The sequence below is a fragment of the Streptomyces sp. NPDC053750 genome (assembly GCF_044544295.1).
In the GTDB taxonomy this organism is placed as follows: Bacteria; Actinomycetota; Actinomycetes; order Streptomycetales; family Streptomycetaceae; genus Streptomyces.
Genome location: NZ_JBITXB010000002.1, coordinates 787,730 through 807,721, shown reverse-complemented (window position 1 = coordinate 807,721; position 19,992 = coordinate 787,730). Strand labels below are relative to the sequence as shown.

At 71.5% G+C, this 19,992-nt stretch carries 18 protein-coding genes; 6 read left to right on the top strand and 12 right to left on the bottom strand.

Annotated features, from left to right (window positions below; all coding sequences use genetic code 11):
* The first annotated feature begins 320 nt into the window (after nucleotides 1-320).
* Nucleotides 321-2,321 carry an NAD-binding lipoprotein gene (locus ACIGO6_RS09030; RefSeq protein WP_399873631.1) on the top strand — a complete coding sequence of 667 codons (2,001 nt, stop codon included), beginning with the start codon at nucleotides 321-323 and terminating at the stop codon, nucleotides 2,319-2,321.
* A gap of 244 nt (nucleotides 2,322-2,565) precedes the next feature.
* On the opposite strand, the gene ACIGO6_RS09025 is transcribed toward ACIGO6_RS09030, so the two are convergent.
* The 3 genes from ACIGO6_RS09025 to ACIGO6_RS09015 all read right to left on the bottom strand — a co-directional run bounded on the left by ACIGO6_RS09025 (nucleotide 2,566) and on the right by ACIGO6_RS09015 (nucleotide 4,882).
* On the bottom strand, nucleotides 2,566-2,832 hold the full coding sequence (locus ACIGO6_RS09025; RefSeq protein WP_399873340.1) for a DUF4190 domain-containing protein: 267 nt from the start codon (nucleotides 2,830-2,832) through the stop codon (nucleotides 2,566-2,568).
* Nucleotides 2,833-3,178: 346 nt separating this feature from the next.
* Entirely contained in the window at nucleotides 3,179-3,712 is a 534-nt protein-coding gene (locus tag ACIGO6_RS09020) for a 2'-5' RNA ligase family protein (protein WP_399873338.1), read from the bottom strand.
* A 126-nt stretch (nucleotides 3,713-3,838) separates the two neighbouring features.
* Complete coding sequence (locus ACIGO6_RS09015; protein ID WP_399873335.1) at nucleotides 3,839-4,882, bottom strand: saccharopine dehydrogenase family protein; 1,044 nt, start codon at nucleotides 4,880-4,882, stop codon at nucleotides 3,839-3,841.
* A 129-nt stretch (nucleotides 4,883-5,011) separates the two neighbouring features.
* Between ACIGO6_RS09015 and ACIGO6_RS09010 the strand changes: the two genes are divergently transcribed.
* Both ACIGO6_RS09010 and ACIGO6_RS09005 read left to right on the top strand, forming a co-directional pair.
* The gene (locus ACIGO6_RS09010; RefSeq protein WP_399873332.1) at nucleotides 5,012-5,950 is read left to right on the top strand and encodes a helix-turn-helix domain-containing protein; all 939 of its coding nucleotides are present in this window, start codon (nucleotides 5,012-5,014) and stop codon (nucleotides 5,948-5,950) included.
* 113 nt (nucleotides 5,951-6,063) lie between these two features.
* The gene (locus ACIGO6_RS09005; protein ID WP_399873330.1) at nucleotides 6,064-6,459 is read left to right on the top strand and encodes a VOC family protein; all 396 of its coding nucleotides are present in this window, start codon (nucleotides 6,064-6,066) and stop codon (nucleotides 6,457-6,459) included.
* 197 nt (nucleotides 6,460-6,656) lie between these two features.
* Here ACIGO6_RS09005 and ACIGO6_RS09000 read toward each other — a convergent pair whose 3' ends face one another.
* Nucleotides 6,657-7,091, bottom strand: coding sequence for a VOC family protein (locus tag ACIGO6_RS09000; protein ID WP_399873327.1), 435 nt, complete (start codon nucleotides 7,089-7,091; stop codon nucleotides 6,657-6,659).
* A gap of 160 nt (nucleotides 7,092-7,251) precedes the next feature.
* On the opposite strand from ACIGO6_RS09000, the gene ACIGO6_RS08995 reads away from it, so the two are divergent.
* Together ACIGO6_RS08995 and ACIGO6_RS08990 are read left to right on the top strand one after the other, a co-directional pair.
* Entirely contained in the window at nucleotides 7,252-8,442 is a 1,191-nt protein-coding gene (locus tag ACIGO6_RS08995; RefSeq protein ID WP_399873325.1) for an NAD(P)/FAD-dependent oxidoreductase, read from the top strand.
* 10 nt (nucleotides 8,443-8,452) lie between these two features.
* Nucleotides 8,453-9,391, top strand: coding sequence for a sigma-70 family RNA polymerase sigma factor (locus tag ACIGO6_RS08990; RefSeq protein ID WP_399873323.1), 939 nt, complete (start codon nucleotides 8,453-8,455; stop codon nucleotides 9,389-9,391).
* Between the two features lie 299 nt (nucleotides 9,392-9,690).
* Here ACIGO6_RS08990 and ACIGO6_RS08985 read toward each other — a convergent pair whose 3' ends face one another.
* The 4 genes from ACIGO6_RS08985 to ACIGO6_RS08970 all read right to left on the bottom strand — a co-directional run bounded on the left by ACIGO6_RS08985 (nucleotide 9,691) and on the right by ACIGO6_RS08970 (nucleotide 14,269).
* The gene (locus tag ACIGO6_RS08985) at nucleotides 9,691-10,512 is read right to left on the bottom strand and encodes a siderophore-interacting protein (RefSeq protein WP_399873320.1); all 822 of its coding nucleotides are present in this window, start codon (nucleotides 10,510-10,512) and stop codon (nucleotides 9,691-9,693) included.
* Nucleotides 10,513-10,535: 23 nt separating this feature from the next.
* Complete coding sequence (locus tag ACIGO6_RS08980; RefSeq protein ID WP_399873317.1) at nucleotides 10,536-12,095, bottom strand: APC family permease; 1,560 nt, start codon at nucleotides 12,093-12,095, stop codon at nucleotides 10,536-10,538.
* Between the two features lie 274 nt (nucleotides 12,096-12,369).
* Nucleotides 12,370-13,386: an MASE1 domain-containing protein gene (locus ACIGO6_RS08975; protein ID WP_399873315.1), complete on the bottom strand. Its 1,017-nt coding sequence runs from the start codon at nucleotides 13,384-13,386 to the stop codon at nucleotides 12,370-12,372.
* A 52-nt stretch (nucleotides 13,387-13,438) separates the two neighbouring features.
* Complete coding sequence (locus ACIGO6_RS08970; RefSeq protein ID WP_399873314.1) at nucleotides 13,439-14,269, bottom strand: PP2C family protein-serine/threonine phosphatase; 831 nt, start codon at nucleotides 14,267-14,269, stop codon at nucleotides 13,439-13,441.
* A 239-nt stretch (nucleotides 14,270-14,508) separates the two neighbouring features.
* Between ACIGO6_RS08970 and ACIGO6_RS08965 the strand changes: the two genes are divergently transcribed.
* Nucleotides 14,509-15,399 carry an SDR family oxidoreductase gene (locus tag ACIGO6_RS08965; RefSeq protein ID WP_399873312.1) on the top strand — a complete coding sequence of 297 codons (891 nt, stop codon included), beginning with the start codon at nucleotides 14,509-14,511 and terminating at the stop codon, nucleotides 15,397-15,399.
* An 89-nt stretch (nucleotides 15,400-15,488) separates the two neighbouring features.
* On the opposite strand, the gene ACIGO6_RS08960 is transcribed toward ACIGO6_RS08965, so the two are convergent.
* The 4 genes from ACIGO6_RS08960 to ACIGO6_RS08945 all read right to left on the bottom strand — a co-directional run bounded on the left by ACIGO6_RS08960 (nucleotide 15,489) and on the right by ACIGO6_RS08945 (nucleotide 19,976).
* On the bottom strand, nucleotides 15,489-16,646 hold the full coding sequence (locus tag ACIGO6_RS08960; protein WP_399873309.1) for an LLM class flavin-dependent oxidoreductase: 1,158 nt from the start codon (nucleotides 16,644-16,646) through the stop codon (nucleotides 15,489-15,491).
* Between the two features lie 80 nt (nucleotides 16,647-16,726).
* Nucleotides 16,727-17,284: an NADPH-dependent FMN reductase gene (gene ssuE, locus ACIGO6_RS08955; protein ID WP_399873306.1), complete on the bottom strand. Its 558-nt coding sequence runs from the start codon at nucleotides 17,282-17,284 to the stop codon at nucleotides 16,727-16,729.
* Between the two features lie 85 nt (nucleotides 17,285-17,369).
* A complete protein-coding gene (locus tag ACIGO6_RS08950) occupies nucleotides 17,370-18,524 on the bottom strand; it encodes an LLM class flavin-dependent oxidoreductase (RefSeq protein ID WP_399873304.1) in 1,155 nt (384 codons plus the stop codon).
* Nucleotides 18,525-18,599: 75 nt separating this feature from the next.
* Nucleotides 18,600-19,976: an NtaA/DmoA family FMN-dependent monooxygenase gene (locus ACIGO6_RS08945; protein WP_399873301.1), complete on the bottom strand. Its 1,377-nt coding sequence runs from the start codon at nucleotides 19,974-19,976 to the stop codon at nucleotides 18,600-18,602.
* Nucleotides 19,977-19,992 lie beyond the last annotated feature (16 nt).

Below are 19,992 nucleotides of genomic sequence, written 5' to 3'. Positions count from 1 at the left end.
GTGAGGTACCGAGGGCGGCCGACCGGTAAGCCGGCCGCCACTCCGGCTGTCCCCGGGCGCCGTCGGCATTCCTTCGATGATCCGCCGGACGCACCGCCACGCCTCGCCCTGCAAGGCGTTGTCAAGCGTCAGGGCGAGCAGCAGATGGGCCCGTGTCCCAGCGGTGGCGGCGGCCGTCGCCATGACCACGACAAGACATTGCTCGGCACATCACTCCCGAACGGGTGAACATCCCGGTGGCACGGTGTGTCGCCGATCCCTTACCAGCACTGTTCCGCTGACGGCACACGCGGTGCTCGGGACAGTAGGAGGTACACGTGGTGCGGCGACAGCGGCCGGCTTCTTTGCGGCACCGAGCGCGATATGTCTTCGACCGGACACTGGCCCGCAGCACCGGGGCGCTGCTCGGCTGGCTCGCCGTGTGCTGCCTGGTGATCGTCGTGCCCGTCAGCACACTGCTGGTCTGGACGGACCCCCAGGCGCCCCACTCCCTCTCGGAGCGGCTCATCGTGGTGTGGCGTACGAGCGCAGAGACCCTGCGCCTCGGCGGGGTGACCGGCGCGCCGCTACGGATGCTCCTGTCCGTGTTCCTCGGACTGATTGCCCTGCTGTGCGTGTCCACCCTGGTGGGTGTGATCACGACCGGGCTGGGTGACCGGCTGGAAGAACTGCGACGGGGTCGATCCGCGGTACTGGAGCAGGGGCACGCGGTGGTGCTCGGCTGGTCCGACCAGGTGTTCACCGTGGTCGGTGAAATGGTCCTGGCCCAGGCCGGCCGGGTACGGGGAGCCGTCGCCGTGCTCGCCGACCGGGACTCCACGGAGATGGCCGCGGAGTTGGAGACCACGCTGGGCATGAGCTGCGGAGTACGCATTGTCTGCCGTACGGGGGCACCGACCGACCCCGCGGCCCTCGCTCTGCTCACTCCGGCCGCCGCGCATTCCGTCCTGGTGGTGCCGGCCGACGACGACGACGCCGACGCGGAGGTGGTCCGGGCCCTGTTGGCCCTGCGGGCGCTGCTCGGCACCCGGGCGGGCCCGCCGGTCGTGGCCGCCGTGCGCGACGACCGGTTCCTGGCGGCGGCCCGTCTCGCCGCCGGACCGCAGGGTGTCGTCCTCGACGTCGAGTCCACCACGGCACGGTTGCTCGTCCAGGCCGCCCGGCACCCCGGCCTGGTGGGGGCGCTCAGGGACCTCCTTGATCTGGCGGGTGCCGAGTTGCACGTGGTTCACGCGCCGGATGCCGTGGGGCTGACGTTCGCCGAGATTTCGCTGCGATACGAGCGGTGGTGTGCCGTCGGGTTTCTGGCGGCCGACGGACGTGCCCTGCTCACACCGACGTGCCAGGCCCGTTTCGGTCCGGGGGACCGTTTGATCGTCGTCGCCGAGGACGATCGGACGGCCCGCCCGATGCCGGAGTGTGCCGCTGTGGATCTCACCGTCATGGCCGACCCGGGGGACCAACAGCACGGCCACTCGAAGACGTTGCTGCTGGGCTGGAACCGCCGCGCACCACTGATCATGGACCTGCTCAGCCGCACAGCACGACCGGGCTCACACCTTCACGTCGTCACCGGTCCCGACGACGGACCGGTGACCGCGGGCCTCACGGACGGCGAAAGGGTCACCGTCTCGCACTACGTCGGAGAGCCGACCCGACCGGACACCCTTCGCACGCTCGACCTCTCGGGCTACGACAGTGTGATCGTCCTCGGACCGGACACGGGACCGCCCCGGGCCCGGCCCGACGATCAGACCCTGCTCACGCTGCTGGCCCTGAGCGCGCTGGAAGAGGAGATGGGCCGGGCACTGCCCGTGGTAGCCGAACTCGGCGACCACCGCACCCTGGCACTGGCCCCACTGGGACCGGAGTCGGACGCTGTTGTGCGCGGCGAGCTGACCTCCCTGGTCATGGCCCGGATCTCCCAGAACATCGGCATGTCCGCGGTGTTCGAGGAACTCTTTGCCACACGGGGCGGCGCCCTGGCCCTTCGCCCGGCCTCCCAGTACGTGTTGCCTGGACGGGTGGCGTCCTTCGCCACAGTGGTGGCGTCCGCCCTCAGGCGTGGGGAGTGCGCGATCGGGTACCGGGCGCACGACGCGTGCACCCCGCGCCGGAATGTCGGCGTGTCTCTTTCCCCGGGCAAGGCGGAACGACGCGTCTGGGCTCCCTCGGACGAAGTCCTGGTGGTGACGTCGCCGGATGCGGAGGCCCACGCCCCCGGTGCCGCGCCCGGCGAGCGCAGGGCGCTGCCCGGCATGCTTCCCGAATCCCGGCGGAACTCGGGCGGCGCACCGGCGCCGGGTCCCGCCCATGAGTGAGGTGAGTACGCGGCGGAGTGCCAGAAGCCCCGTGACGGCTGCGAACGTGGACGGCGAGATGGTTCTCGCCCGGACGCCGTGGCGCGCGGTGCCGCCGAGCGGAAGTGCCGACGCGGAGGTCAGGAGGCCCGGCCTCCATCCACTGGTCCTGTCCACGTCAGTATGCACCTGGCATGACCTGGCCGACGCCCGCGCGCTCAAGGAGCTGTCACGCAGGCGCCGTGTACGACCCGGTCCGACGGGGTCAGCCGAAGTGCCAGGTGAAGCTGCCGCCGTTGTTGGCGGCGAGCGCGAACATGAGGATCATGAGCAGGATGTCGGCGATTCCGAGACCGATGGCCCACTTCGCCATCGCGGAGCCGGTCTGCCGCAGCGACACGGCACCGAAGGTGATCGCCAGCGGGCCGAGGATGATGGGCAGGAACAGAAGGCCGATGATTCCGCAGACCAGTCCCGCGATCGCCAGTCCGTTCGCCCTGCTCCGGGCGCCCGTTCTGCTGTAGGTCGACATGGTGTCTCCAGAAGTCTTGTGGTTCTGTGTGTTGTGCTCCTTCGCTCTCCAACCAGTTGCCCGGCTCGGCCGGATCACACTTGCCGAAAGGCGCCAAACTTTCGTCTCTGAACGGCAGTTGCCGACGGAATAGTCGGTCGGCCCCGGGGACTCGGGAGCCGCGCTGCTGTCGGGGGAGGTCTCGCGGTCTCGGCGTTCCAGGGCCGCCGCGATGCCGAACTCCGAGCCAACCCGATGGCACCGCGGACGGCCAACGGTGCGGTCTTCGGCGGCAGTGGTGTCGCAGGGAGCGCGCCGGGCGGCGGGCACGAGGCAGGTAGCCCAGCACCGGTGGCGGCGGGACCGTTCAGCGGCGGGGTTCCAGCACTTCCAAGGAACCGGTCTCGGTGTCGTAGCTGCGCAGAGTGGTCAGTCGTACCGACAGTGGCGGGGGCGGCAGCAGGCCGGGGACGCGTCGGCCTGCGAAGGCACCTGCGCGCCGGGTACGGCCGAGGGTGATGTGCGGATTCCAGCCCTCAGGGCTGTGGAACGGGCTGAGCGTCTCCGGCGGGCTGTCCGAGGCCACCGCCTCCCACACCCGGCGGTGCAAGTCCGCCAGCGCGGAGTCGAGTTCCAGCGACCACGCCAGCACCGAGGTGGGCCTCTCGAAGCGGATCACGCCGGTGAACCGCACCGGCAGCGGCAGATCGGCGGCCACCTCTGTCAGCTCCCAGCGGATCGGTGCAGTCAGCTCCGGGCAGGCGGCCAGGGTGAGGTGCGGTCTGTTGGTCGGTGAGCGGTGGCGCGCCTGACTGGGCAGCCCCGCGTCCGCCAGCCGCCGCCAGGCATCCAGGACCGCCAGCTCCGCCGCCTCGTCCAGAAGAAGCTCGACCGTGCGCACCGCCGCAGCCTACCGGCGGCCGGAGAGTGGGTGCGGCTTCGCCGACGGGTCGCGTTGACACGCCACGGCCACCGCCGGCCGACCACCTGCCCCGTTACGAGGCCCGACCTGCGCGAACAACTCGGGTCAGGCGATCTGCTTCTGAGGGTGCAGGTCAAAGGCGATACGGGGGGCGAGCGCCCGCAGGAAGTCCGGGGCGTCGAAGATCTCGCCGGCGGAGGCGACGCCCACGGCCCTGGCGCGGCCGGTGAGAACGCGGTCGAGGGCCTCGACGACGAGGGGCGCGGTGATGGCGTAGATGTCCTGGCCGGCTGCTGTGGCCCGGCGTTCGGCACCACCCGAGCGGACGGCGACGTCGACGAGGAAGGTCTGGTCGGAGCGTCCGCTCTCGTCGGCGGCGGTCGGCGCAGGCGTGTCGGGGGCGGCGACGTCGCGGGCCGCCTCTGCGTCCATGTAGGTGATGACGTCGGGAATGGCCAAATGCCGGGGCACGGTCACCACGTCCGCCATGGTGAACTCCGCGACCACGGACCGGCGTCCCACGGGTTCGGGGAACGTCCACTGCGCGACCGGTGCGGCATCGGTGCGGCGCTCCCACTGCCCGCCGCGGTAGCGCAGGCGTACGCCGCCGCGTCGCTCGCGGGAGACCGCGCCCGACAGCCGGGTGCCGGCGGTGGGGTGCCAGTTGCTGAGCGCGTAGGCGATGTGGGCCTCGTCGGCCGAGGTCCAGTCACCCATCGCCGCAGTGACCAGCAGGTCACCGAGGCCACCGAAGAAGGCCATGGCCGGGACGATCACCGCGCCCGCGTCCCGGGCCCGCTCGCGGAAGTGCGCGAAGGTGTCGAGGTTGGCCTCGATCTCGGCGGCCACGTCCAGGTACGGAATCCCGGCCCGGAGCGCGGCTTCGATCACCGGGCCGGTGGTCGAAGCGAACGGGCCGGCACAGTTGATGACCGCCACGGCACCGCTCAGGGCTCGATCCAGGGAGGCCGGGTCGTCGACCGACGCCGGCCGGGCCTGGAGCCCGTATTCGTCGGCCAGCTTGCCGAGCGCCTGGGCGTTGCGTCCGGACGGCACCGGAACGAATCCGCGTGCGGTGAGCTCCGCGACCACGAACCGTCCGGTGTGACCGTACGCGCCGAACACCGCCACCAGCCGGTCTGACGTCATGAGACTGCTCCCGTGTACTCGAGTGTCCGCTGCGGTGTCGATCCACCGGCGGCCTGACACCCACATCCTGTCCCTCGGACGGGACTTGGCGCGATCGTCGGAAACGACATGCCGCATACACTTTCGGACATGCATCGCGTCGCGTTGGCCGTCACCGACGGCATGCTCCACTACGAACTCTCCATAGCTCTGGAGGTTTTCGGATCCGACCTGACCCATGTCGTGGACCCGTGGTACGACTTCGCCCTCTGCGGACCCGGCCCGGTGCGCGTCGGTCACTTCCGCCTGGAGCCCGACCACGGGCTCGACCACCTCGTGCAGGCGGACACCGTCCTCGTCCCGGGCTGGGCCGACACCGACCGCGAACCCCCGGGGGACCTGGTCGACGCGGTTCGCGCGGCGCACGGGGCAGGTGCCCGGGTTGCTTCCCTGTGCACCGGCGCCTTCGTCCTGGGTGCCGCCGGCCTGCTCGACGGAAGACGCGCCACCACGCACTGGTCCCACACCAGGGAGCTGGCCCGGAGGCACCCGGCAGCGGCCATCGATCCGGACGTCCTCTACGTCGACAACGGCGACGTCCTCACCTCGGCGGGCAAGGCCGCCGCCATGGACCTGTGCCTGCACCTGGTCCGCCTCGACCACGGCTCGGCCAACGCCAACAAGATCGCCCGCCGCCTGGTCGTCCCTCCCCACCGCGACGGCGGCCAGGCCCAGTTCATCGCCACCCCCGTCCCCGAGCCGGGCCACCACCACCCCCTCGGCGAGCTCTTCCCCTGGGCACTCCAACGCCTCGACCAGCCCCTCACCGTCGAGGACCTCGCTCGCCGGGCCGGCCTGAGCTCACGCCACCTGGCCCGCCACTTCAAGCACCTCACCGGCACCACGCCGCTGCAGTGGCTCCACGCCCAACGCATCCGTCGCGCCCAGGAGTTGCTGGAGACCACCGACAACACGATCGACACCGTCGCCGAGGCCTCCGGCATGGGCACCTCCACCACCCTGCGCCGCCATTTCCAGCGCACGGTCGGCGTCCCGCCCGACACCTACCGCCGCACCTTCCGACCTTGAGGGAACAGTCCCGCGCAGAGGGCGCCGGCCATCGGCATGCGAGGGACCGGGAGCAGGACACGGGCGGGCATTGGCCCATACCATGATCCCCGTTCGCACCACCTAGGGGAGTCATGACAAGTAGGTTCACCGAGTTGGCCGTTGACTGCCACGATCCGGAGAGGCTCGCGGCCTTCTGGTGTGAAGTCCTGGACTTCGAGGTGATCGACCGGAGTGAGGGCAAGGTCGAGATCGGCTCCTGGGTACCGACCGTCGAGGAGGTTCGGGCCCGCCAGATGTCGCCCACGCTGCTGTTCATTCGGGTGCCCGAGGGCAAGACCGTGAAGAACCGGCTTCACCTCGACGTCAGCCCGATCGACGGCAGCACCGACGACGAGGTGACCCGACTGCTCGGTCTCGGCGCCACCACGACGGACGTGGGCCAGGGAGCAGACCGGAACTGGGTCGTCATGGCGGACCCCGAGGGCAACGAGTTCTGCGTCCTGCGCACCCTGGCCCCGCAGAACTAGCCGCGACCGTGACGGACGATCGGACGGACTCGGCGTGGGGCACCCTCATTGAGCTGGGCGGGCCGGCGGAGGGTCCGCTGCACGTGCGGCTGACCCGTGCACTGCGGGCCGCGGTGACCGGTGGCCTACAAGAAGGCTCTGGTCCGAGTCATTCAGGTCCGGCGGCCGGTCGCCGACCGCCGGACGTGCGGTGACGCTCAGTCGAGGCAGAACTCGTTGCCCTCGACGTCCTGCATCACGATGCACGACTCGTTCTCCTCGTCGGCGAACAGCGTCCGCACATGCACCGCGCCGAGCTCGACCAGCCGTGCGCATTCCGCCTCGAGCGTGGCCAGGCGCTCCTCGCCCACCAGACCGGTGCCGGCCCGCACGTCCAGGTGCACTCGGTTCTTGACGACCTTGCCCTCGGGGACGCGCTGGAAGAACAGGCGCGGGCCCTCGCCCGTGGGATCAGTGCAGGAGAACCATGCCCCCTGCTTCTCGACCGGCTGCGTGCGGTGGAAATCCTCCCAGGTGGCGAAGGACTCCGGCGGGGACGGTAGGACGTAGCCCAGCACGTCGCACCAGAAGCGAGCGACTCGCACGGGATCGGCGCAGTCGAAGGTGACTTGGAACTTCCTGATCGGGGACATCGGCGCACCATAGCAGGGGCTCCGGCCGCCGGGCGCCCCCTTATTCGCTCGCCATCCGCTCGCCGCCCCTCGGTGACCCACGTCACTCTCGGCACCTGTCAGCAATCGGGGCGCCGTCTCGTTCAAGGGGCACGCGAACGAGACAGACAGGAGCAACGCCGTGAAGCACCGCATCGTCGTACTCGGCGCCGGATACGCCGGGGCCTTCGCCGCCGGGAACCTGGCCCGCCGGCTCTCCCCCGCCGACACCGAGATCACCGTCGTCAACGCCGTGCCCGTGTTCGTCGAGCGGATGCGGCTCCACCAGCTCGCGACCGGCCAGGACATCGCGTTCCGCGAGCTCTCCGACGTCTTCGCCGGCACCGGGGTGCGGCTGCGCCCGGCCCGCGTCACCGGTGTCGACCCCGAGCGCAGGAGCGTCGCCGTGACCGGCGAGGACGGGGACGGGGAGCTGGCGTACGACACGCTCCTGTACGCGCTCGGCAGCTCCGTCGCCCACCGCGGCGTCCCCGGCGCGGCCGAGTACGCCTTCGACGTGACCGGCCGCTCCTCGGCGCTGCGTCTGCGGGAGCGCCTGGCCGGCCTGGGTGCGGGCGGCAGCGTTCTGGTCGTCGGCGAAGGACTGACCGGCATCGAGTCCGCCACCGAGTTCGCCGAGTCCCGGCCCGACCTCTCGGTCGCGCTCGCCGCCCGTGGCGAGCTGGGCGACTGGCTCTCCCCCAAGGCACGCCGTCACCTGCGCAGGGCCTTCGACCGACTCGGTGTGAGCGTCCACGAGCACACCCGCATCGAGGCCGTCGAGCCGACCCGGGCGATCGCCGCCGACGGAACGTCCGTCCCGGCCGACGTGACCGTGTGGTCGGCCGGGTTCGCCGTGCACCCCATCGCGGCCGCCAGTGGTCTGGAGGTCGCCGAGACCGGCCAGATCGTCGTCGACCGGACCATGCGCTCGGTCTCGCACCCGGACGTCTACGCCGCCGGTGACAGCGCCTACGCGATCGGCGACAACGGCCGGCCCCTGCCCATGTCCTGCGCCTCCGCCGGTCTGACCAACATGCAGGCGACCGCCGCGATCATCGCACGCCTGACGGGCAGCGAGGTGCCGGTCACCGGCCTGAAGTACTTCGGCAACCACATCAGCCTCGGAAGGCGGGACGCGATATTCCAGATGGTGGACGGGGAAGCCCGGTCGAAGTCCTGGTATCTGGGCGGCCGGACCGCCGCGCGACTGAAGGCGGGCGTACTCAAGGGGGCCGGGTGGGGCATCGCCCACCCGACCTTCGGCGTGCCCAAGCGCCGGCGCCGTCTGACCGGCGTGCTCGACCCGTCCGGCGTGCGGAGCGCCGCATAGGCTCTTCGGCATGGACAGCACAGCCATCGACCTGTTCGAGGCCGGCCGGGCCCGGCTGGCCTCGCTCGCGTACCGTCTGCTCGGCTCGGCCGCCGACGCCGAGGACGCCGTGCAGGACACGTTCCTGCGCTGGCAGGCCGCGGACCGGGAGCGGGTGGCGGTGCCCGAAGCGTGGCTGACCAAGGTCCTCACCAACCTCTGCCTCGACCGGCTCCGCTCGGCGCAGGTCCGCCACGAACGGGCGGCCGGGGCCTGGCTGCCCGAGCCGCTGCTCGAGGGCGACCCGATGCTCGACCCCGCGGACACCTTCGAGCAGCGTGAATCGGTGTCCTTGGCCGTGCTGACCCTGATGGAGCGCCTGTCGCCGGTCGAGCGGGCCGTCTACGTGCTGCGTGAGGCGTTCTCGTACAGCCACGCCGAGATCGCCGGGATCCTCGACATCACCGAGTCCGCGAGTCAGCAGCACGTCCACCGGGCCCGGACCCGGGTCACCGCCGAGCGCCGCCGGGGCGGCGAGACCGACCCGGCGACCGCGCGCCGGGTCGTGGAGGAGTTCCTCGCCGCCGCCACGTCGGGGCGCACCGAACGGCTGGTGGCACTACTCACCGACGACGTGAGGGCGGTCTCGGACGGCGCCGGACTGGCGCGGCGGCTGCTGCGGTACGAGACACCCGAGCGGGTCGCCTCCTTCGTGCGGGCCGGCTTCAGGCCGACTGCGGCGAAGCGACGGCTGGCCGGTGGCTCCCCCGCGTTCCACATCGCGCCGGTCAACGGCTCCCCGGCCGTCCTCGCCGTGGTCGACGGCCGGGTCGTGGGCGCCGTGGCGTTCGGGGTCAGCGACGGCAGGATCGCGTCCCTGCACGGCATCGCCGCCGCGGACCGGCTCGCGCGCCTCGGCGAGGCCTGGCGGCGGCACGATCCCGACGCGCCGGCGATCGGCACATGGTGACGCAAGAGCTTGCCCGCATCCCACCGAGCGGACCGCCGTCAGGCGGGCGGCGTCCCCCGGCCGGATACCGCGGAGTGCCCCAGGCGGGGCTGCGGTTCGACGAGGAGTGGGGCACCGCACCGCACGAAGGCGGACGGGTGACCGACCGGCCCGGCACGTACATCGTGGGCTGGACCGAGCACGGGCCGGCGGGCGGCATCGGCGCGAACCACCGACGCGGGCGCCGGCCGGCTGTCCGCGCCCAGCGGCGGGGCGAGGCGTTCCGCCGACCCACGCGCCGCCGCCGTCCCAAGGCCGTCTCAGGCCGCCCGGGCCGACGTCTCGTGCCGCCAGAAGCCCGAGAAGGTGATGCGGTCCTTCGGCAGTCCGAGGCGGTGCAGATACTTGCGCCCCTCGGTGGCCAGGGTCGACTCGCCGACGACGAAGGCGTACCCCTCCGGGCTGACGGAGTCGAGCCGGCGCACCTCGTCGAGCGCCGCGGCACCGGGTACGGGGGCGCCGGGCCGCCGCACCACCCAGGTGACGGTGACTCCGGACGGCGCGTCCAGGGGGCGCCTGTCGTCGGCGGTGGGTACTTCCTGGATGAGCCGTCCCACGGTGTCCCCGGGCAGCGAGCGCAGGATCCCCGCGGTGGCGGGCAGCCCCGTCTCGTCGGCCACGACGACGACCTCCGAGGCGTCGCGCGGCCGGTCGAACAGGACGCCCTGGTCGAGGACGGCGAGGGCGTCTCCCGGGCGGGCGGCGCAGGCCCAGATGGCCGCCCTGCCCTCGACGGCGCCGGTGGCGTCGCGGTGCACCACGAAGTCGATGTCCATCTCCGCCGTCTGCCGGCGGAAGTCGGCGACCGAGTAGTTGGCGCAGTGCGGCCGCTCCTCCTCGGGGATCTCCAGGTAGGGCTGCCACCAGCGGGTGCCCGTGAACTCCGGCAGGCGCAGGCGGCGCTGGTGGGGCAGCTGGAGGAACAGCCGGAACCAGTGGTCGTACCCCAGCCACGGGAACTCGCCGAGGTCCGCTCCGGTGACGGTCACCCGGTGCATCGAGGGGGAGACACGTTCGGTGCGCACGACGCGGGCACGGAACATCCTGGGATTCTGCGGCACCAGCCGACGGACCTTCGCCATGGGAGAAGGTTAGCCTAAGCTAACTAGCTCTCGGCAGTGAGTGCGGGGGTCGACCTCGTGAGCACCTCGCCGCGGAAGAAGGCGGGGCTGCGCCGGCTCATCACCGCCATGATGACCACGCCGAGCAGGAGCAGGCCCACACCGATGACGAACACCGAGCCGACCCCGAGCACGGACGAACCGCTTCCGTAGGCGGGGTCCCACATGTCGGCGAGGGTCTTGGCGAAGACGGCCGCGAGCAGCACTCCGCCGAGGACGGGGAAGACGCCCTTGAACAGCAGGTCGCGGCCGGACCGCAGGAGGTCGGCGCGGAAGTACCAGGCGCAGGCGAAGGCCGTCAGGGCGTAGTAGAAGCAGATCATCAGTCCGAGCGCGTAGATCGTGTCGACCAGGACGTGCTCGCTGACCAGGGTCATCACCGTGTAGAAGACACCGGTCGCGACACCGGCGGTCACCGTGGCGCGGCCCGGCGTGCGGAAACGGGGGTGCACCTTCGCGTAGGAGGCGGGCAGTGCCTCGTACGCCGACATGGCGAGCACCGTACGGGCCACCGGGATGAAGGTCGTCTGCAGGCTGGCCGCGGCCGACGCCAGTACCGCGACGAACAGCAGGATGCCCAGCGCGGGGCCCATGACCGGGCCGGCGAGCGCGGCGAAGACGTTGTCCGAGGTCTCGGGATTGGCCAGTCCCAGCCCCTGGTCGCCGGAGCCCACGACCATCTGCGCGGCGACTCCGGTGGCCAGATAGGAGCCGACGAGCACGACCATGGCGACGAGCGCCGCGCGGCCCGGCGTACGGCTGCTGCCGCTGGTCTCCTCGTTGGCCGTCAGACAGGCGTCCCAGCCCCAGTACATGAAGATCGACAGCGAGAGACCGGCCGTGAAGGCGGCGAACGACTGGACGGCGAAGGGGTTCAGCCAGGACCAGGAGAACTCCGCCGAGGTGGCGAAGTCGGCGTCTCCCGCCTTGCTGAAGGCCATGGCGACGAACACGGCCAGCACCAGCAGCTGCAGGGCGACCAGCGTGTACTGCAGGCCCTTGGTCGCCGTCATCCCGCGATAGCTGATCACGGTGGCGAGGGCGATCAGCGCCAGACAGGTCACGATGTGCACGGCCCTGTTGCCGTCGAGCGCCGCAACCGAGTCGCTCCCCGTGATCTCCCCGGCGAGCAGCCAGAAGTACGAGGTGGCGACACCGGCCAGGTTCGACAGGACGATGATCGTCGCGATGACCAGGCCCCAGCCGCACATCCAGCCCACCCGCGGGCCGAAGGCCTTCACCGTCCAGGTGAAGGAGGTGCCGCAGTCGGGCATGGCCTTGTTCAGCTCGCGGTAGGCGAAGGCGACGAGCAGCATCGGCAGGAACCCGGCGAGGAACACAGCAGGCATCTGCACGCCGACCTCACCGGCGGTGGAGCCGAGGGTCGAGGTGAGGCAGTAGACGGGGGCCACGGTGGAGACCCCGATGACGGCGCTGCCCAGCAGTCCCACGGAGTTGCCGCTGAGGCCCTTCGCCCGCATGCCTTCGGCGGCGGCTCCGTCGCCCGTGTCGTCGGCCCCGGGCCTTACGTCCAGCTGAGTCATGAACGAGACGTTAATTCCTGCGGTTTCCGTGGTTCCGGTTCTTGGTGCCGCTCCCCCGCCGGTACGTTTCACCATGGTTTACCGGGCCGTGACCGACCCTCAACCTTCACTTCAAAGAGAGCTGAGCCGTTTCGTCCACTAATACCGGTAGCCGGGCAAGGAGTGTCCGATATCCGGTTATCGCAGCACTGGCCGATTCCCGACGCTCCGACTTTTCCGTGAGATCTGCGTCACATACTGAGGCTACCCCGGGCCGGGGCCGCCCGGGGACCGTCTACTCCCCCGTCCCGCCGGTCTTCCCGCCCTCACTGGGCCGGGGTGCGCCCGGGGGTGTTCCGGCGCTCAGGTGTTGCAGCGCTTCGACCAGTTCCTGACAGGCGCGCTCCACCGAGCGCCGGGTGTGCAGCTGCTCACTGATCACGGAGGAGAGCAGCAGCGCGGTGAGCGCCATGGTGCCGTTGAAGGCCTGCAGCTTCACCATCACCTCGACGTCGGTCAGCCGCCCGAAGGAGCCCGCGTGGTCGCCGGCCGCCACGGTCGCCATGACGGAGGCGAAGAGGGCGCACGGCATGCTGCCCGCCAGCTGGAAGCGGAGCGCGGCCCAGATCAGCAGCGGATACACCAGGAACAGCATGCTGACCCGGCTGTACACGGCCAGCGGCACCACTGCACCCGCGGCCACGACGAGTACAGCGGCCTCGCCCCACCGGCCGGGCGGCGGCGCCCGGCGCGCGCGGTACAGGCGGTACAGCAGGAGCAGCAGCGGCGTGACGATGACGACGCCCATGGCGTCGCCCACCCACCAGGCCAGCCAGACGAACCAGACGTCCCCCGCGGGCAGCTTGCCCGCGAGCGCGAGCATGCCGACGCCCGCTCCCGAACTGATCAGCATGGCGGCCAGCGCCCCGAGGAAGACGAGTGCCACACCGTCGCGGATGCGGGCCAGGTCCGTGCGGAAGCCCACGGCGCGCAGCATCAGGAAGGCGCACAGCGGGGCGGCCGTGTTGCCGACCACGACACCGACGGTGGCCGGCCCCGGAGGGGTGATGGAGGCGACGACCAGCAGGGCGCCGACGGCGATGCCCGGCACGCACGCCGGCCCGAACAGCAGCAGACAGGCCACCGCCAGACCGGTGGGCGGCCAGAGGGGGGTGACCACGGACCCTTCCGCGACGAGCTGCTGCATGAGCCCGAGCCGTCCCGCCGCGTAGTAGCAGGCGGCGACGAGCAGCACCCCGAGAGCGAGGACGACCGGCCGGGGCCACGCGCGAATACCCACCACACCAGTCATCAGACACCGCCCGCGCCCCGTCGGCGAGGCGGAAGCCACCCCGGACGCCGCCCTATGGGGGAACGGTGCGCGCGTCGTGTCCCACGACCAGTACGGCCGCGTCGTCGTCGTGTCCCACCAGCTCGGCGTTCTTCAGCACGGCCGCCGCGAGGGTGGGTGCGTCCGTGCCGGAGACGGCCGCGATGCCCGCCAGCCGAACGACTCTCCGCAGGCCCTCGTCGACGCTCAGCGCGGGTCCTTCCACCACGCCGTCGGTGAGCAGGACGAAGAATCCACCCAGCGCCAGCCGGTACCGGGTGACCGGGTACTCGGCGCCGCCCACGACGCCCAGCGGCGGCCCCCCTTCGTCGTCGGACACCCCCGCCTTCCCGTCGGCCGTGGCCCAGATGCAGGGGATGTGTCCGGCCCGGGCGCTCTCCATCACTCCGGTGGCCGGGTCGAACCGCATGAAGGTGCAGGTGGCGAAGAGGTCCTTGCCCAGGGAGAGGACCAGATCGTTCGTACGTGAGAGGAGGTCGCCGGGCTCGCCCGCCACCGAGGCGAGGGCGCGCAGGCCGGCCCGCACCTGCCCCATGAACGCCGCCGCGTCGATGGCGTGGCCCTGTACGTCACCGACCGAGAGGCCGACCGTGCCGTCGGGGAGCCTGAAGGCGTCGTACCAGTCGCCGCCCACGTTGAGTCCGGCGTAGGCGGGCGCGTACCGGGCGGCGAGGTGGAAGCCGGGGACCACGGGCAGATCGGCGGGAAGCATGTCGCGTTGCAGGGCGATGGCCAGTTCCACCTGCGAGCGTCGCAGCTCGGCGAGCTCCCGCGCACGTGTGGTCAGCGTCGCGAGTCTGTGCAGCAGCTCCTCGCTGTCAGGTGCCGGGCGCTTGCGGAACATCGACCGTCCCGGGGTCGCGCACGGACCTACCGGCTCCGCCGGGTTGCTCTCCTCGCATGATCCGATCCGCCCGTCCTTGGCCGGAGGGCACCTCCCTGTGCCCCGAACACGGCAAGTCTCGCACCTGCCCGCAAGGCGGGCACACCGAGCGTGCCCGGTGTCTTTCGGTCGCTCCGACCGGGGAACACGGTCGGAGCGACCGCCGCCGTACGACACACAGCGAGACACAGGAGGCCGACGTGCCGGACGACCAGCGTGACCAGCAGGACCCGACCGACCGGTACCCCCGCCCCGACTTCCCCGCGCAGGACCAGCCGCACCCCGGCTGGAGCGGACCGATGGACCCGCCGCCCGACCACGGTGAGGACACGTACCGCGGGTCGGGCCGGCTGAAGGGCCGCAGGACCGTCATCACGGGCGGTGACAGCGGCATCGGCCGCGCGGTGGCCCTGGCCTTCGCCCGCGAGGGCGCCGACGTGCTCTTCACGTACCTGGAGCAGGAGGAGGACGAGGCCCGACAGACGTGCCGTCTCGTGGAGGAGGCCGGGCAGAAGGCCGTGGCCGTGTCCTGCGACATCCGTGAGGAGGGCGAGTGCCGGGCGCTCGTCGACCGGGCGGGGGCGGAGTTCGGCGGCATCGACGTACTGGTGAACAACGCGGCCTACCAGATGGCACAGCCCGACGGGATCGAGGCGATCCCGACGGAGCAGTTCGACCGGGTGATGCGGACCAACCTTTACGGCATGTTCTGGCTGACCAAGTTCTCGCTGCCGCACATCCCCGCCGGCGGCAGCGTCATCAACACCACCTCGGTCCAGGCGTACAAGCCCAGTCCGCACCTGCTGGACTACGCGATGACCAAGGGCGCGATCGTGACGTTCACCCAGGGGCTCGCCCAGATGGTCGCCGAGCGCGGCATCCGGGTGAACGCCGTGGCGCCCGGCCCGGTGTGGACACCGCTGATCCCGGCCACGCTGCCGGACACGGCCGAGTTCGGCAAGCAGAGTCCGCTGGGCCGTCCCGCTCAGCCGGCCGAGCTGGCACCGGCGTACGTCTATCTCGCCTCCCAGGAGGCGGGCTACGTCACCGCGGAGATCCTCAACGCGACCGGTGGGACACCGCTGCCCTGAGCGGCTCGGCCACGCGGGAGACGGTTCGCCGTGGCGTAACGGCAGACGCTGAGGCCGGTGATCTGCGGAGCAGGTCGGCTTGGGGTTCCTCACGGGCGGCGGCACGAAGCGGGCCGTGGGGCCGGGCACGGGGCGGTGTCGGCCGGGCGGAGCGGGTGGGTCCACAGTCCCTGCGCCCGAAGCCTCGGCAGGACGCCCTCACCGAACCAGTACGCCTCCTCCAGGTGCGGATAGCCGGAGAGGACGAACTCGTCGATGCCGAGTCGGTGGTACTCGGCGATCCGCGCGGCGACCTCGTCGTGACTGCCGACCAGAGCGGTGCCCGCACCGCCTCGCACCAGCCCGATCCCGGCCCACAGATTGGGGTGGACCTCCAGGTTCTCCCGGCTCCCGCCATGCAGCTCCATCATGCGCCGCTGCCCCTCGGACTCGCTTCGGGCGAGTCCGGCCTGCACGGTGCGTACGGTCCCCGTGTCGAAGCCTTCGAGGAGCCGGCTCGCCTCGGCCCACGCCTGCTCGGAGGTGTCTCGGGTGATGACGTGGAGGCGGATGCCGAAGCGGATGTCGCGGCCCTCCCGGTCGGCCGACGATCTGATCCAGGCGATCTTTTCGGCGACGGCGGCGGGCGGCTCGCCCCAGGTGAGGTAGACGTCCGCGTGGCGCGCCGCGACCTGGCCGGCGGCGGGGGAAGAGCCACCGAAGTACACCTCGGGTACGGGGTCGGGCAGGCGGACGAGCCGGGCGTCCTCGACCCGGATGTGCTCACCGCTCAGGCCGACGGTCCGGCCCTCCCACAACCCGCGTACGACCTCCAGGAACTCACCGGTGCGGCGGTACCGGGCGTCCTTGTCGAGGAAGTCGCCGTACGCCCGCTGCTCGTGGCTCTCGCCGCCCGTGACCACGTTCAGCAGGAGCCGTCCGCCGGTCTGTCTCTGAAAGGTGGACGCCATCTGGGCGGCCAGGGTCGGCGAGACGAAACCCGGCCGGAAGGCGACCAGGAACTTCAGGCGCTCGGTGTTCTGGCTGACCATGGCGGTGGTCAGCCACGCGTCCTCGCACCAGGCGCCGGTCGGGGTGAGCGCGCCGACGAAGCCGAGGTCCTCGGCGGCGCGGGCGATCTGGGTGAGGTAGGCGACGGTGGGCGGCCGGTCCCGGCCGGACGCCGTGGCGGGGGTGCCGTGACCTCCGCCGACGACGTGGCGGCTGTCGCCGTTGGTCGGCAGGAACCAGTGGAACGTGAGGGACACTCGGGTCTCCGATCAGGGACGCACGCGAAACGGTGTGTGGTGAACGCCCACGGCGATCACGCACGGGGCGCACGGGGCACTCATCCAGTGGCCGCCAGCAGCGTCGTGCGGCCGCCCAGCGCGGCGGAGAACGCGTCCGTCACCTGCGCCAGGGGTTCGGCCGCGCTCGGCGCGAGGACCAGTGCGCCGTCGTCGCTCCCGGTGATCTCCTTGTCGAGCGTGAACCAGCCGGGGACGATGTGCGCGGCGCCCATGGAGCTCAGCACGGGGCGCAGGGCGTAGTCGATGGCCAGGACGTGGGCGGTGCTGCCACCGGTGGCCAGGGGGAGCACGGTCTTGCCCGTCAGCGCGTACTGCGGGAGCAGGTCGAGCAGCGACTTCAGCAGTCCGGAGTAGGCGGCCTTGTAGACGGGCGTGCCGATCACGACCCCGTCCGCCCGGGCGAACAGGGCGGTGGCCTCGACGATCGCCGGGTGCCGGAAATCGGCTCCGAGCAGCGCGTCAGCGGGGAGGGTGCGGACGTCGAGCGGGATCACCTCGTGCCCCTGTGCGACGAGCCGCTTGTCCAGGTGGCGCAGCAGGCGGGCGGTGCGGGAGGTGGCGGAAGGGCTTCCGGAGACGGAGAGGACGGTGGCCATGGTGGGTGAACCTTCCAGGAGTACGCGGTGGGGCGGGGCAGTACGGCGGTGCGCAGGTGATGGCCGGCCGGACGCGGGCCACGGGTCATGTGTCCGACGGTGGGGCCCAGTGACCCCGGCGGTGCCATTCACGCGCGAGCAGTTCGTAGGAGCGGACCCGGTCCGCGTGGTCGTGGGTGATCGTCGTGATGAGCAACTCGTCGGCGCCCGTGGCTTCCTGGAGCTGCTCCAGGAGGTCGGCCACCCGGCCCGGCGTGCCGACCAGCCGGGTGTCGAGCCGGTCCTGCACCAGGGCCCGGTCGTCGTCGGTCCAGGTACGGTCGCGGGCCTGCTGCGGTGTCGGATACTCGATGGCGCCCTCGGCGCTGCGGATGCTGCGGACCCACAGGCCGTAGCCGGCGGCGCGTTCGCGGGCGGTGGCGTCGTCCTCGGCGACCACGACGTCCGCGGAGACGCTCACATAGGGCTTGTCGAGGTACTCCGAGGGCTGGAAGAAGGCGCGGTAGCCGTCCACGGCCTCCAGCACGGTGGCCGGGCTGACGTGGTAGTTCGCTGCGAAGCGCAGACCGCGGGCGCCGGCCGTCTCGGCACTCTGCCCGCCGCTGCTGCCCAGGATCCACACCTCGACGTCGGCTCCTTCACCCGGTACGACATGTGCCTCGATGCCCTCCGGGGAGCGGTAGGTGCCGGCGAAGAGGGCGAGGATGGTGTCGATCTGCTCCGCGTAGTCCTGTGGTTCGGCGCCGGGCGGCAGGAGCAGGGCACGCTGCAGGGCGATCCTGGGCGAGTCGAGGAGGTGTTCGAAGGAGAAGCGGGGCGGGATGAGGAGGCCGTTCGGAGCGCGGCCGTCCACGACGGGAGTGGCGGCCACAGGCGCGGTGGCGGACCGTCGGGGCGGGCCGCCGCCCGAACGGCCCAGGCCCAGGTCGAGCCGCCCCGGGTGCAGCGCGTCGATCAGGCCGAACTCCTCGACCGTGGACAGCGCGGTGCGGTGGCCCAGCTGTACGGCGCCGGAGCCGAGCCGGATGGTGGAGGTCGCGGCGGCGGTCAGGGCGAGGACGACCGCCGGGGAGGTACCCGCGACGCCGGGGTTGAGGTGGTGTTCGGCGAACCAGTGGCGTGCGTAGCCGAAGCGCTCGGCCTGCTGGGCCAGGTCGATGGAGTTGCGCAGGGCTTCGGCGGCCGTCGAGCCGGAGGAGACGGGCACCAGGTCGAGGACACCGAGGGGTATGTCAGGCACGGGCGGGCTCCTGCGTGACGGAGGGCGACGGGAGCACGGGGCCCCGGGGGAACGGAGAGTCGGGGAGCGGGAAGCTCATGACGCCGCCGGCTGCTCGTGGCGTACGTCGTCGGGGTGGGCGAGGCCGAGCTGGTGCCGCAGGGTCGGGCCCTCGTACTCCGTGCGGAAGACGCCCCGTTCCTGGAGGAGGGGGACCACCTGGTCGGCGAAGACGTCCAGGCCGCCGGGTGTGACGTGAGGGACGAGGATGAAGCCGTCGGACGCGTCGGCCTGCACGAAGTGGTTGATGGTCCTGGCGACGGTCGCCGGCGAGCCCACGAAGTTCTGGCGGTTGCCGGTGTGGATGACGAGGTCACGGATGGACCAGTTGTTGGCCGCGGCGAGCTCGCGCCACTCGCGGGCGGTGGCCAGGGGGTCACGGTACATGCGGACCTGGGCCCGGCCCTCGGCGATGTGACGTTCACCGACGTCCGGGTCGATGGCGGGAAGCGGCCCGTCCGGGTCGTACGACGACAGGTCCCGGTTCCAGACGAACTCCAGGTGCCTGAGGGCGGTGGCGCCGCTGACCTGCCGGCGGCGCACCTCCTGTGCCCGCTCCTCCGCCTCCTCGTCGGTGTCGCCCAGCACGAAGGTCGCGGCGGGCAGGATGAGGAGCTCGTCGGGGCGGCGGTGGTACTTGGCGAGGCGCCCCTTGACGTCGGTGTAGAACGCCTGGCCCGCCTCCAGGGTGGCGTGCCGGCCGAAGATCGCGTCGGCGCCGGCGGCGGCGAACTCGCGGCCCTCCTCGGAGTCGCCCGCCTGGAAGACGACCGGGCGCCCCTGCGGGGAGCGTGGGACATTGAACCGGCCGTGGATGTCGAAGTGCCGGCCCGTGTGGACGAAGGAACCGGCCTTCGCGTCCCGCAGGAAGGTGCCGGTGACCTGGTCGGCGACGATCTCGTCGCCGTGCCAGGAGTCGAAGAGCTCGTTCGCGGTGGCGAGGAACTCCTGGGCGCGGCTGTAGCGCTCCTCTTGCCTGAGGAAGCCGCCGCGACGGAAGTTCTCGCCGGTGAAGGCGTCCCAGGAGGTGACCACGTTCCAGGCGGAGCGGCCGCCGGAGAGGTGGTCGAGGGTGGCGAACTGCCGGGCGACCTCGTAGGGCTCGTTGAAGGTGGAGTTGATGGTGCCGGTCAGCCCGAGGTGCTCGGTGACGGCCGCGAGCGCGGCCAGGACGGTGAAGGTGTCGGGGCGGCCGACGACGTCCAGGTCGTAGATCCTGCCGCCCTGTTCGCGCAGCCTGAGCCCTTCGGCGAGGAACAGGAAGTCGAACCTGGCGCGTTCCGCGGTCTGCGCGAAGTGCACGAACGAACTGAACTCGATGTGGCTTCCGGCCTCCGGGTCGCTCCACACGGTGGTGTTGTTGACGCCCGGGAAGTGGGCGGCCAGGTGGATCTGCTTCAACGGTTTGCTCACGACGGGTGTGTCCTTC